Here is a 13,955-nt window from a genome sequence, read left to right on the forward strand (position 1 = left end):
ATGACGACCATAGATAGAAAACTTTCAGATAATGGAAAAAAGCCGTTGGTGCAATCTGAATTGCAATTACTGTTGCTAATTATGAATAACATCCCCCAGGCAGTGTTCTGGAAAGATCGCAATTTGGTTTACCTGGGTTGTAACCAGGCTTTTGCAGATGATGCAGGCTTTTCCTCACCCGATGAGATCGTAGGAAAAACCGATTTTGACATGCCATGGAAAGATCAGGCTGAACTCTATCGTTCAGATGATCAGTTGGTCATGGAAAACGGTAAAGCAAAACTTAATTACGAAGAACCTCAAACAACACCAAATGGCTCAACTACCTGGTTAAATACAAGTAAGATCCCAGTACATGAGAACGGGCAGGTGGTAGCTATACTGGGAATGTATGAGGACATCACTGAGCGTAAACAGACAGAGACCCTTCTACGTGACTCGGAAGCAAGATATGCTGCGGTTATTAAACAGGCACATGAAGGTGTTGTTATTATTCAAGACAACATCCTTCTGTTTGTGAACGATACCATGGCGGATATGTTAGGTTTCACACCTGCTGAAATGGAAAACACCCCCATGATCAAGTACATTGCTTCTGAGAGCAGGGAATTGGTCGTGAATCGCATCAAGGCGCGTTTGGCTGGTGAGGATGTGCCTACTGTATATGAGGCCAAACTACAAAAGAAAGACGGGACGTTAATTGATGCAGAACTATCAGCGGGTGTCATTGAGTATCATGGGAAGCCAGCTGATGTAGGTGTGATCCGTGATATTACGGAGCGTAAGCGGGAGTTGGATGAGTTGCAAGCTTCGAGAGAGCGAGCAGCCAATATTATTGACTTCCTGCCCGATGCAACTTTCGTGACTGATCAAGAACGCAGAGTGATCGCATGGAATCGTGCCATTGAAGAAATGACTGGCGTTAAGAAGGAAGATATCCTTGGAAAAGGTGACTTTGCCTATGCCGTACCATTTTATGGGGATGCCCGTCCAATGTTGCTGGATTCTGCCTTGGATCAGAGTCAGGTCCCTGACCGTTATAACTCGGTTAAAAAACAGAGCAATACAATTTCTGCTGAGATTTATGTTCCCAGTGTGTATAACGGCCGTGGCGCATATCTCTTTGTCACAGCGTCAACACTTTATAACTCAGCTGGAGAAATCGTAGGGGCGATTGAATCCATCCGTGATATTACTGAAAATAAAAAGCTGGAACGTGAAGTCCAGGAAGCATTTAAACGTCGTGGACAACAAGTTCAGGTTTCAACCCAGGTTTCACAATCTATTGCGTCTGCAACCAACCTTGAAGATCTGTATGAACGTGTAGTGACACAGGTAAAGGAAGAGTTCGGATATTATCATACACAGCTTCTTCGTTATGATGAGTTTCAAAACGCAGTTGTGTTGATCACTGGATATGGAGAAACCGGTGCAAAAATGCTGGCTCTAGGGCATCAAATGCCAATGGGTGAAGGCTTGATTGGTACTGCAGCGGCCACTGGAGAAACCATATTACGTCCAGCATTGGAAAATGACCCTGATTGGCATCCCAACCCTCTATTGCCTAATACCAAGGGCGAGGTTGCGGTGCCTATCAAGCTGGGAGACCGCGTTCTGGGCGTATTGGACGTTCAAAGTAGCGTTGCCAATGCACTCGGACCTGATGACCAGCTCTTGCTTGAAGGTTTGTGTGGTCAGATCGCCTCGGCAATTGAAGGCACGCGTCTCAGACAGGAAATGGTTGAACAGATCGAAGAGATCCATCGTTTGAACCGGGCTATGAGCCAGGACGGTTGGAAGACTTATCGTGAAACAGCAAGCCTTCCCATGGGATTAGTATTTGATCAGGCAGAAGTCAAGACGATCACAGAAAACAGCCTGGCAGAGGATCTTTTTGCCAAAGTTCCTTTGACATTACCAGGAGGTAATGTGATCGGGACTGTAGCAGTGGCGGATGATCCATCAAATCCCATCTCTTCGGATGATCAGGAATTCCTACAGCAAATATCAGAACAGGTTGCGTTGGCTTTGGAAAGTGCCCGCCTGTTTGAACAAACACAAACGGCCTTGCAGGATGCAAAAGAAGCCGAAAAAATTATACGTACCAGTGAAGCAAAGCTTTCGGAAGCTTTGAATATTGCTAAGATTGGACACTGGGAATTTGACCTTGAAAGAGGTGTATTCACTTTCAATGATCAGTTTTATTCGATCTTCCACACAACAGCGAAACAGGTGGGGGGATACGAATTATCCTCGGAAGACTATGCCCGCCTCTTTGTATATCCAGAAGATGCGCCCCTTGTTGGCAAAGAGATCGAAAGGGCGCTTTCTTCAACAGATCGACACTTTAGCGCAAAAACAGAACATCGAGTTATTTTTCCTGAGGGCGGAATAGGTTATATATCTGTCGATATTAACCTGGAACGCGATGAGAACGGGAAGATCATCCGATGGTATGGGGCCAATCAAGATATTACGGAACGCAAATTAGCAGAACTGGCAGTTCGAGCTAGTGAAGCAAGGCTTGCAGAGGCTCTGGAAATTGCAAAACTTGCAAATTGGGAATACGATGTTGAACGCGATCGTTTCTTGTTCAACGATCAATTCTATTCGATCTTCCATACCACTGCTGAGGAGATGGGTGGATACGAAATATCTTCTGCAGAGTATGCTCAACGTCTCGTTCATCCGGATGACGTTCCAATGGTGGGGATTGCAATTGAAAAGACTTTGGCATCCACTGATAAATATTACAGTACTCAGTTGGAACATCGCGTTATTTATTCTGATGGTGGTGTTGGTTATATCTCAGTTGAAGTTCATGTTGAGCGTGATGAGCAAGGGAAGATAACTCGTTATTATGGCGCTAATCAGGATATTACAGAACGCAAGATGGCAGAACTGGCAGTTGCCGAAAGTGAAAGACGTTTGCAAGCCGTTTTGGATACCTTGCCTGTTGCCATTGCCATTAGTCGCTTATCGGATGGTATTTTGCTCTACCATAACCCTGCCTTTACATCTCTTGTTGGGTATTCAGAAGAAGGACTGATCGGGAAACGTACACCAGACTTTTACTACAATCCAGATGACCGCGCTAAACTCTTCAAGGATTTGGGCGAACGAGGCTCCTTGGATAACTACGAATTGAAGGTAAAACATTCTGATGGGCATCTGATCTGGACATTGCTCAATGTATTTCCCACTCAGTTTGCAGGCGAAAACAGTATCGTTCTTGGTGCTGTAGATGTAACGCGCCGCAAGCAAATTGAAGAGTCCCTCGCCAAACGCGCTGATGAACTTACCGTTCTTAACCGTGTGATGGAAGTCGCAAACTCTTCTGTCGATTTGCAGTATATTCTTCAGACAGCAACAGACGAATTCCGTACTCTCTTGCAGGCGCATAGTGCTGGTGTTCTTTTGCTGGATAAGAAAGGTGAGAATTTGATCCTCACCACGGAAAGTTATGCAGATCCCAATATGCCTAAACTGGCGGGTAGAGCTATGCCGATTGCCAGTAACCCAGCTACAGATAAGTCCATCAAATCTGGAGATACGGTTTTAGTTCCAAATGCACAGACAGATCCAATTCTTAAGCCGATTCATGCGATCATGAAACAAAGGAACATTCAAAGTGTTCTAGTGACGCCGTTATACTCACGTGACAAGATCATTGGTGTGTTCTCGATAGATACAAATGACCCAACACGTCACTTCGATGATAGCGATATTACTTTGATCGAGACATTGGCGAAGCAACTGGCTAGTGCAATTGAAAGTGCTCAATTGTTTGAAGAGACCAGACACCGTGCTTCCGACTTGTCCACAGTGGCCGCCGTAAGTACTACCACATCCACTGTGCTTGATCCAGACGAGCTTTTGAAAGCCGTTGTAAATATTACGAAAGAACGTTTCGGTCTATATCATGCCCATATCTATCTCACTAATGAAGAGAGCGATTACCTGGATCTAACAGCAGGTGCCGGCGAAGTTGGTCGACAAATGTTAGAGACTGGCTTTAGAATTGACATGGGTGCAGAAAGATCGCTTGTTGCACGTGCCGCTAGAGAAAGACAGGCGATCATCATTAACGATGTACATGATGAGATCGGTTTCTTGCCAAATCCGTTATTGCCTAATACTCAATCCGAAATGGCAGTTCCTATGCTTGTAGGTGACAGAGTGTTGGGTGTGTTTGATGTTCAATCAGACAAAGTTGGCGACTTCACAAGCGAAGATGCCAATATCTATACTACATTGGCATCTCAGGTAGCGATTGCTCTACAGAATGCGCGTCTCTATGTTGAACAAGCCGCAACAGTTACCCAGTTGCGCGAACTTGATCGTCTCAAGTCAGCCTTCCTTGCCAACATGTCGCATGAGTTGCGCACACCGTTGAACTCCATCCTCGGTTTTACCGATGTGATGCTCGAAGGTCTGGATGGCGACTTGACCGAATACATGGATAACGACCTGCGCCTCATCCAAAAGAACGGACGCCACCTCCTGCACCTCATCAACGACGTGCTTGATATGGCAAAGATCGAATCTGGCCGCATGAATCTGCATCCAGAAACGTTCAAGATCCATGAACTCCTTGAAGAGGTTACCAGTATTACAGCTCCGCTTGCCAGTGAAAAGAACCTCTCACTGTTTATTGAACCTGATTCGGATGACGACATCCAGATCTACGCCGATAACACCCGTCTGCGTCAGGTGATGATCAACCTCGTCAACAACTCCATCAAGTTTACCGAGAAAGGCAAAATCTCCCTTTTCGTGAAACCCATCGACGGCGCCCGTGTTTTGATTGCTGTCAAGGATACTGGTATTGGTATTCCGCCAGATCACCTCGAAGCGGTCTTCCAGGAATTTACGCAGGTGGATACTTCTACAACGCGCAAAGCCGGTGGTACAGGCTTGGGCCTGCCCATCAGCCGCCGTCTCATCGAAATGCATGGCGGACGTCTCTGGGCTGAAAGCACCGGCGTTTCTGGCGAAGGTTCAACATTCTTCGTTGAAATGCCTCTTGAAGCCCATGTTGCAGATGTCATCGAAAAACAGGAAAAGTAAAAATGGCGTTACCCAAATATATTGAATGTAATGTCTGCGGTAGTCAACAGCCTTATATAGCGTTCCACCCCACAGTATGCCGGAACTGCAAATCACAATGGCTTGAAGCTCGCTATGACTACGAATCATTCAAACGTGAAATATTGCGTGGTCTTCCCAATCGCCCTTCCAACATGTGGCGTTATCAGGATGTCTTGCCGCTCAACGATCCATCCTCTTTAGATCTTTACCCCGCTGGCGGAACGCCTCTTTGGCTATCGCATCGCTTCGCCCCGGACCTCGGGCATGATTCTGTTTACATCAAAGATGAACGCTACGGTTCGACCTCTTCCTTCAAAGACCGTCAAGCCGCTGGTGCAGTTGCGGCCATGTTGGAAAATGGCATCAAGGAAGCGGTCATTGCCTCTACAGGTAACGCGGCTGTGGCATACGCGGCGGCTTGCGCACGTGCGGGTATCAAACTGTGGGTTTTCATGACCAGTCTTGTTCCGCAGGAAAAACTGCGTGAGGCGGCCTTGTTTGGTGCTGAAGTTATCCGTGTCAGCGGCAACTACGACCAGACCAAGCAGATCGCTGCGCAATTTGCGGAACGCCGTCACCTGTTACTGGATCGGGGAGCAAGCTCGGTGCCCGCCAGAGAATCGATGAAGACCATTGCCTACGAGATTGTGGAACAATTGAATTGGAATGCGCCGGATTGGTACATCCAATCGGTCAGTGGGGGGATGGGCCCCCTCGGTGTGTATCAGGGCTTCAAAGAATTGTTCAACATGGGGTTGATCAAACGTATTCCCAAATTGGCCATCATTCAGGCCGAAGGTTGTTCCCCCATGGTGCAGGCCTTCAAGGCTGGGAAAGATGTTGCTGAACCTGTTATACCCGATACACGTATTACCATCCTTTCCACTGGGGACCCGGGAAAATCCTATACGTATCTTTGGAATATTACGCAAATGCATGGTGGGGTGATGGAATCTGTCACTGATGCTGAGGCTTTTGCGGCAATGCGTACAGTCGCTAAAAGCGAAGGAATGGCCGTTGAGCCGGCTACAGCCGTCGCCTTTGCAGGATTCGAGAAGTTGATCCGCAATGGAACGATTAATGCGGATGAAAAAGTTGTCGTCAATTGTACCGGCCATACGTTCCCCGTTGAAAAGCATGTATTGGGCGAACAATGGGCTGTGGATATTCACCTCAGCCAGGATCAATCGCCTGCACCACGTGAGGGGTTGAAGGCTGCACTCGAAAATTTAGATGAAAAGGCAACGACCGTTCTGTTGGTGGATGATAACCCGGATGATGCTTTGCTCATCCGCCGTTTGCTCGAAGGAAGAAAAGCGTATCGTGTCTATCATGCGAAGGATGGTTGGGAAGGGCTGGCGATGGCACGCCAGAAGTTACCCGACTTGATCGTTTCAGACCTGACCATGCCGGGCATTGATGGGTTTGGGCTGGTGGAGGAACTCAAACTTGACCCGCGTACGAAAAATATCCCTGTGGTGGTTGTGAGCGCCAAGGATATTACAGATGAGGAGAGAACACGTTTGCAGGGGCATATTGAAGCCCTGTACCAAAAAGGTTCACTGCCTCCACGTAGATTTGTGGACCAAGTGGTACAGGTGATCGAGGAGAAAAGTATGGAGCAAGGAGAATAAACGCGTTATGGCTAACAATGTTGTATTGTACATTGAAGACAATCCAGATAATATGACACTGGTGCAACGCGCCCTGGAATCCCGAGGGTATAAGTTACTAAAGGCCGTTAATGGTTTAACCGGGGTGGAGCTTGCAGAAAAGGAGGAGATCAATCTCATCCTTCTTGATATCAACCTGCCGGATATTGATGGCTATGAAGTGGCACGTCGTTTGCGCGCCAGCAGTAAATTGGCGCTTAAAACAGTTCCCATCATTGCTGTTACGGCGAATGCTCTGAAAGGCGACGCGGATAAGGCCCTAAGCGCAGGCTGTGATGTGTATATGTCCAAGCCTATTAACATTCGTGAGCTGTGGGCCAGGGTTGAGGCATTTGTTCCTACATCCGATATGTGATGTAGGGTTCAATCCCCGTTCAGCGGGAATTATTTTCAAAAAGGAGAAAGTGTATGTACGGTAAGAAAAGTTCTTATGGAAAGTATCGCATGTTATGGACGTTAGTCTCTGTGGTGGTGGTAATGTCTCTACTCTTGAGTGGATGCGGCCAGGCGCAGGAGAAAAAGGTCTACCGTGTTGGAGTATTATCTGGGTTAAGCGCTTTTGCCCCAATATTTGACGGGTTCAAAGCTCAAATGACTGAGTTGGGCTATATTGAGGGGGAAAACATTACTTATGATGTGCAGTCCACTGAAACGGATATTGAAGCTTACAAACGCATCACTAAAAAATTCGTGGAAGATAAGGTCGATTTGATCTTTGTGTTCCCCACAGAGGCTTCGATGGAAGCAAAGGCGGCCACCCAAGGCACTGATATCCCGGTGGTCTTTGCCATGTCTTTCACAGATGTTGCAGGAGTTGACCTGATCGATAGCGTGCGTGAACCAGGTGGAAACATTACCGGTGTCCGTTTCCCCAGCGTGGATATCGCTGTCAAACGTTTGGAGTTCCTATCTCAAATGGTCCCTGATGCAAAGCGGATACTTGTGCCGTATCTTAAGGGCTATCCCAGTGTGCCTGGCCAATTGGATGCGATCCGCCCACAAGCGGAAAACTTGAAAATTGACCTGATTGAATATAGTGCCAGTAGCCCGGACGAATTACAGGCTGAAATGGATAGACTTGCTACCGCAGGGCCTGACGAAGGCATTGACGCCATCTTAATAATAGCAGAACCTTTGGGGAATACCCCGTCTTTTTACACTATTCTCGGTAAGTATAGCTATGACCATAACGTTCCGATTGGCGGGTCTCTGATGTCTGTTGATGGTTATGATTCCATCTTTGGGTTGCGCCCCGATTCTTTAGCCGTTGGTAAAGAGGCTGCATCTCTCGCAGATAAGGTCTTAAAAGGCACTCCAGCTGGTACCATACCTGTCTTTACGTCTGATAGCTCCTTCCAGATCAACTACAAGGTTGCTCAGAAATTGGGCGTCACGGTGCCGGAAGGTTTGCTTAAGCAGGCAGATGATATCATCCGATAGTAGATTGATTGTCCTTTGCCTCGCGTGAATTAATACGGTATGCGGAAGCAGAAACCTGCTTCCGCATAGTTATTTAAACGGACTCATTCCTTTCGTCTTGAGCATATCTCCAAATACGATGAACTTCACTTGTATATAGATAAATTTTGGCCCTATCCAATTGGCTAGGTAAAGACTACTCTGTAGACAGATGCACATGGACCTCGCTTGCCGTACACTACAAGCGAGGTCCGACTGATTCATATTGTTATCACTGATTTTTTTTCATAAAGGTGCGTCCCATGCTGAAGTTGTTGCAACATTAACGCCTCTTCTGCGTAAAGATATATACATCAACGGTCTTAACGCTGATCTAGGCGACTATATACAAAAATAGTGAACTTGAAAGGAGAAAGAAAATGCAAACGAATCGTTCTAATGCTGGTGCGCTTGTTGTGGGTGCGATCATGGTCACCTTCGGCGTATTGGCTCTGGCAGGTCAGGTTTTTCGCAATATAAATTGGGGTTTCCTATGGCCCTTTATTGTGATTTCCATCGGTGCTGTTTTTTTTGTGGCAATGTTCGCAGGCGGTAAACAGACTGCGGCACTTGCGATCCCTGGCAGTATCATTGGTGGGGTTGGGTTGGTGCTGTTATTCCAGAACATCACGCAACACTGGGAATCCATGTCCTATTTCTGGACGTGGATCATCATGTTCGTAGGGTTGGAATCTACATCATGGGTGCGTATAGTGGTGACACGAGTCAAAAAGAGGCTGGTGCCCGTGTGATAAAGATTGGCCTGATTCTGTTCGTCATCTTTGGCACATTTTTCGAGATGATCTTCTCATCGTTCAGCAATTTGATCTTCCCGATCCTGCTCATTCTGTTGGGTGCCTATCTGGTCTTGAATCATTCGGGCCTTCTCAGCCGCAGAAAAGATGAATCGTCGACAGATGCAATTCCACCCGTAAGTTAAGAAGCGTTTTATCGTGTGTTGCGTACCTATTGGCTGGATAAGTTTCCAGCTGAGTACAGTCTCCTTGTGAAATCAATCCTGTTTAACGCAACGCACTCATTCCTTATCAAAAGAAAGAAGCATAATTATGTCTAATCGTCCCCGATCTATATTTGGCCCATTACTTCTCATCGCCGCAGGAGTGATCTGGCTCCTTGTCAAATCTGGCAACATTCCTACCTCGAATCTTTGGGCGCTGACCCACATCTGGCCCTACGTTCTCATCGCGGCAGGCGTTGGCCTGATCCTGCGTTCTTATTGGAGATACGCGTCCGTGTTGATGGATGTTGTCATCATTGGCGGTGCATTGTATGCAGTTATGTCTGCCCCTCAACTTGGCTGGGACAACCCCTCCATGGTTACCATGTTCGATGACAGTAGTTTTTATGTTGGCGTAGGTAAACCTGGCTCTGGCAATGTGATCACAGAAACACGTGAGGCCAGTGGTTATACCTCCATCAAAGTGAACTATCCCGCGCGGGTTATTGTGATGCAAGGCCCGAAAGAGTCGATCAAGATCGAAGCTGAGGATAACCTGCTTCCGAATTTACAGACCCGCGTCCGTGGCGATACGCTTGATATTTTCTACAAAGTCAATGACGATGGGTATGTCAACCCTACTAAACCCGTCAAGATTACGGTCGTTGTCAAAGAACTCAAGGATGTACATTTCGATAGCGCTGGCGCGCTTATCCTTGACGGTATCAAAACGGATAGCCTCGATGTTTCGGTCAGCGGCGCTGGTAACCTGGAAGTAAATGATCTTGATGCGAAGAAGTTCTCCGTTGACCTGAGCGGTGCAGGCAGTATGTCTGCCACTGGTGAAGCAGACGATTTTGATCTGAACATCAGCGGCTTTGGTAGTTTCAACGGTAAAGACTTACACAACAAGACCGCTCGTGTTAATCTTAGTGGCGCAGGCAGTGCCACCGTGTGGGTTGACGATACCCTCGACGCAACGATCTCGGGCGCTGGCTCAGTCAACTACTACGGCTCACCCGAAGTAACCAAGCAGGTCAGTGGCCTTGGTGGTGTTAGTAAATCTGGTGATAAGTAAACGAACCTTTTACTCGAATGGCAAAAGACTCTTCCGTTGGTGGGGGAGTCTTTTGTTGTTACTCAATGGCAGGTCTTGATATGAATAAAATCATCTCGCAAGTGATGGAACTCCAGCAACAACCCACGCCTTTTACACCCGGCGATGCCTTGTTTTGGAATGATCCGCATATTTCAACTCAATTATTGAAAGTGCATCTCGACCCAACTATGGACGCCGCCAGCCGTACCCCAACAACCATAGATCGCTCTGTAAAATGGCTGACAAAAATTCTTGGATTACAACCCGGCGCCTCACTTCTGGACCTGGGCTGTGGTCCCGGTTTATATGCATCTCGCCTTGCTCAAGCCGGGTTCCACATCACAGGCGTGGATTATTCGCGCAACTCCATTGAATACGCTACCAAGTATGCAGAAGAAAATAACTTACAGGTTATCTATCGTTACCAAAATTACCTCGAACTGGAGGACGAAAATCTGTACGATGCGATGTTCCTTATCTACGGGGATTTCTGCCCGCTTAACCCAAGTCAGCGCTCTACACTTTTGCGGAATGTTCATCGTGCTTTGAAGCCGAATGGCGCATTTGTATTGGACGTTTCCACGCGTGTGCATCGAAGGAAATATGGCAACAAGAACCGCTGGTATGCCTCCGAAAGCGGATTCTGGAAACCCGGTCCGCACCTTGTGTTGGAAGAAGGCTTCGATTACCCCGAGCAATCCATTTGGCTTGACCAATATACCGTTATCGAAGCGGATGGAAAAGTATCCGTCTATCGCAATTGGTTCCAGGATTACACCCCTGAGACGATCACCGCAGAATTGAAGCAAGGCGGCTTTTCTGTCGAAAGCCTGTGGGGCGATTTGACAGGCGACACCTATACCCCCGAAAGCGAATGGATCGGGCTTTTCGCGCGCAGAAATTAAAAAAACTAGCCACTTGGCCAGTTAAAAGACTCTCCTTGCGAAGGGTGAGTCTTTTAATATTTGGGAATAAGATAACCTAAAATCTGGGAGTGTAGCTCCATCCCGTTCAAAACCCCGCGAACAGCTTGCCTGGCAGGGTGTTTTTGTAGCTAGATTGACTATTCGTTCGGAGGCAGTCCATGGAAGTCGTTCGCTTGACGCTCGATGACATTATCCAAATGACCTTAGATGTTGGGGATGATTGGGCTGTTTCTCATGCTGAACGATTGTTGAAACTGATCGAAGATATTGGTACGGGAATGGTTTATGATTTTTCGGTCATGGAATTAGCGGCATATATGCATGATTGGGGCGCATTTCCCACTTATGCCCAAAAAGATGTGGAGCATGCCCTTCGTTCACGAACTGTTGTGGAGACGGAGATTCTTCCATGTTTAGAACTGACGTCGACACAATCCCAAAATCTGCTTGAAGCTATTGAACTCCACGATTACCGCGACACACGTCCAACAAAATCAAATGAAGCTTTATTATTGCGCGAAGCAGACATGCTCGAATTCCTCGGCATGATGGGCTTGGCGCGCGAGTTTGCGCGCGGACCCAAAGATGTGGATGTTTGCTACAAACGCGTTTTATCGCGACGGGCTGATATTGAAGGCCGTTTCACTATTCCACGCGCACAGGAGATCGCTCGAGTCCGCTTGGAAAGAATGGAACAATGTTTGCACTGGTTGGAAGAAGAAAGTTTTGGAGTGTTGTAAACAAACAGGAGCGGTTTCAGCGGCCGTTCCTGTTCGTTTAATAGGTATCTGCTATTAGTGGGGGATGTGTACTGACCTTGAAGAACGCTTCGCTTCTAAGCCAAACCTGTTTCTGTATAATGATCTTTCAGCAATCCCTTTTGCGAAGCGACCGCGATCGCGGCGGCGCGTGAATCAACCCCCAACTTGTTATAAATACTTGCGAGATGTGCTTTGACCGTCCGCTCGGAGATGCCGAGTTGAATAGCAACCTCTTTGCTTCGTTCACCTTGTGCTACCGCATTCAGCACTTCGAGTTCACGGTCAGTCAGGTTGATGAGCTCAATGGATTCGATCTTTGCTACACTCTTTTGTGAAAGCACCCGCGCCATGATCTCAGGCTTGAGCAACGTCTCACCGCGTGCGGCGGCGCGGATGGTGTTGAACAATGTGTTGCGGTCAGTATCTTTTAATAAGTAGCCATGTGCGCCTGCCTGCAATCCGCGCAACATGAGTTCATCTTCATTGAAAGTAGTCAGAATAACAACAGCGATGTTCGGTTGTTCGACGTGCAGTTTTTCAATGGCGGTCAAGCCGTCCATGTTGGGCATGCGCAAATCCATGAGCACCACATCGGGTTTGAGTTTTTTGCAGAGGCTCAATGCTTCGGCGCCATCAGATGCTTCACCGATTAACTCAAAATCACTTTCGGTTTCGAGAATCAAACGCAATCCCTGACGGATGATGAGGTGATCGTCTGCGATGAGAATCTTTATCATAGGGGTATATCAATTCTAATCGTTGTCCCCTTGCCGTTTTCACTTTGGATTTCGACATCTCCATTCACCAGGCGGACCCGTTCTTTGATTCCAAGAATCCCATAGTGACCTGATGGGATGGAAGACGCGTCGAAACCCTGACCATCATCCTGAATCGTGATCGAGACGCCTTTGTCTTTCATCCTAACATTTACTGTTACGTTTCGTGCTTTGGCATGATTGGCAACATTGGTAAGGGACTCAGTCAAAGCGCGGATCAAAGTCTCAGTAATGGTAGCAGGCATGGGCGGGATTGGATCCGAATGGAAAAGGATGGGGATGCCAGTGGCGGTTGTGAAGCGGTCAATTTCAAGGCGGAGAGCAGAGTCCAGATCATCCAAAGAAGGTTGACGAAGATCATCAATGGCACGACGTGCCTCGGCGAGGGTGGAACGGGCTTGCACCATGGCATTCCCGATAATGGACTGTGCCTTATCGTTGTTGTTGCTGGTGAGATAGGCATCGGTGGCTTCGAGTTGGAGGATAAGACCCGCAAGGCCTTGCGAGAGGGTATCGTGCAATTCGCGCGCCATGCGTTGACGTTCAGTCGCGATGGTGAGGTCCTCAACACGGGCGGCGTATTCGGTCAGTTGGCGGTTGGCGGATTCGAGTTCATCAGCGAGGGCTTGTGCCCGTTCGCGTGCTTCGGTTTGGCGCAGATAGAGCGTGACGTATAAACTGATGAAAATGATGACGGGGATAACGGTGGCAAGCCAATAAATGGCGTTTTCGAGATTTGTAAATAAGACCAGATTAACAAGGGAGAGGGAAAGAAAATAAAGTGTGGAGAGAGCGCTCCATCGGCTGATGCCGAGAAAGCCGATGGACTCGCCGATGAGCGCCATGTACAGCGAGAAGACCATGCCTGTGTTGTGGGACATGTCTGTAATGAATAAGGCAAGCAACCCTTGAACGATGATATACAGAGCTTTACGTTTTGGGACTTTGATAATGGAGACGACCATCCAATGGAGCACGATGTGGATGACCATCAGAATCGTGAATTGCGCTCCGTACCAGAATTGATGCAAGGCTGGGTTGTTCGAGAAAGACACAAAGTACATGCCAGCCAGAATGAAGGTCATGAACAAAAAGAAGATGCGGTAGTCGTGCTCGACTTTACTTGAGGTTTCTTTTAGGGTTTTCATGGCAATGGGATTGTATCGCAGTTGGGGTTTTATGCCATTGTGCGAGTGTACATTGTACGAAGGTA

11 protein-coding genes are annotated in these 13,955 nt (G+C 47.6%); 9 read left to right on the forward strand and 2 right to left on the reverse strand.

Annotated elements, in window-relative coordinates; all coding sequences use genetic code 11:
* The 9 genes from IPP66_08055 (at position 1) to IPP66_08095 (ending at position 11,945) form a co-directional block, all read left to right on the forward strand.
* Positions 1-5,070 (forward strand): PAS domain S-box protein, encoded by a 5,070-nt coding sequence (locus tag IPP66_08055; protein ID MBK9925232.1) that lies wholly within the window; start codon positions 1-3, stop codon positions 5,068-5,070.
* Between the two features lie 2 nt (positions 5,071-5,072).
* The gene (locus IPP66_08060; protein MBK9925233.1) at positions 5,073-6,725 is read left to right on the forward strand and encodes a pyridoxal-phosphate dependent enzyme; all 1,653 of its coding nucleotides are present in this window, start codon (positions 5,073-5,075) and stop codon (positions 6,723-6,725) included.
* Positions 6,726-6,732: 7 nt separating this feature from the next.
* Complete coding sequence (locus tag IPP66_08065; GenBank protein ID MBK9925234.1) at positions 6,733-7,119, forward strand: response regulator; 387 nt, start codon at positions 6,733-6,735, stop codon at positions 7,117-7,119.
* A gap of 53 nt (positions 7,120-7,172) precedes the next feature.
* Positions 7,173-8,204 carry an ABC transporter substrate-binding protein gene (locus IPP66_08070; protein ID MBK9925235.1) on the forward strand — a complete coding sequence of 344 codons (1,032 nt, stop codon included), beginning with the start codon at positions 7,173-7,175 and terminating at the stop codon, positions 8,202-8,204.
* 398 nt (positions 8,205-8,602) lie between these two features.
* Positions 8,603-8,974: a hypothetical protein gene (locus tag IPP66_08075; protein ID MBK9925236.1), complete on the forward strand. Its 372-nt coding sequence runs from the start codon at positions 8,603-8,605 to the stop codon at positions 8,972-8,974.
* Positions 8,971-9,162 carry a hypothetical protein gene (locus tag IPP66_08080; GenBank protein ID MBK9925237.1) on the forward strand — a complete coding sequence of 64 codons (192 nt, stop codon included), beginning with the start codon at positions 8,971-8,973 and terminating at the stop codon, positions 9,160-9,162. Before IPP66_08075 ends, IPP66_08080 begins: the two co-directional genes overlap by 4 nt.
* A 127-nt stretch (positions 9,163-9,289) precedes the next feature.
* Complete coding sequence (locus IPP66_08085; GenBank protein MBK9925238.1) at positions 9,290-10,258, forward strand: DUF2807 domain-containing protein; 969 nt, start codon at positions 9,290-9,292, stop codon at positions 10,256-10,258.
* Positions 10,259-10,338: 80 nt separating this feature from the next.
* Positions 10,339-11,184 (forward strand): class I SAM-dependent methyltransferase, encoded by an 846-nt coding sequence (locus tag IPP66_08090; protein MBK9925239.1) that lies wholly within the window; start codon positions 10,339-10,341, stop codon positions 11,182-11,184.
* A 179-nt stretch (positions 11,185-11,363) separates the two neighbouring features.
* On the forward strand, positions 11,364-11,945 hold the full coding sequence (locus IPP66_08095; protein MBK9925240.1) for a hypothetical protein: 582 nt from the start codon (positions 11,364-11,366) through the stop codon (positions 11,943-11,945).
* 95 nt (positions 11,946-12,040) lie between these two features.
* Here IPP66_08095 and IPP66_08100 read toward each other — a convergent pair whose 3' ends face one another.
* Both IPP66_08100 and IPP66_08105 read right to left on the reverse strand, forming a co-directional pair.
* Complete coding sequence (locus IPP66_08100) at positions 12,041-12,703, reverse strand: response regulator transcription factor (GenBank protein ID MBK9925241.1); 663 nt, start codon at positions 12,701-12,703, stop codon at positions 12,041-12,043.
* Positions 12,700-13,890, reverse strand: coding sequence for a sensor histidine kinase (locus tag IPP66_08105; GenBank protein ID MBK9925242.1), 1,191 nt, complete (start codon positions 13,888-13,890; stop codon positions 12,700-12,702). The genes IPP66_08100 and IPP66_08105 overlap by 4 nt, the downstream gene beginning before the upstream one ends.
* Positions 13,891-13,955: the final 65 nt, after the last annotated feature.

Origin of the sequence: Candidatus Defluviilinea proxima (genome assembly GCA_016721115.1) — a bacterium.
Taxonomy (GTDB): Bacteria; Chloroflexota; Anaerolineae; order Anaerolineales; family Villigracilaceae; genus Defluviilinea; species Defluviilinea proxima.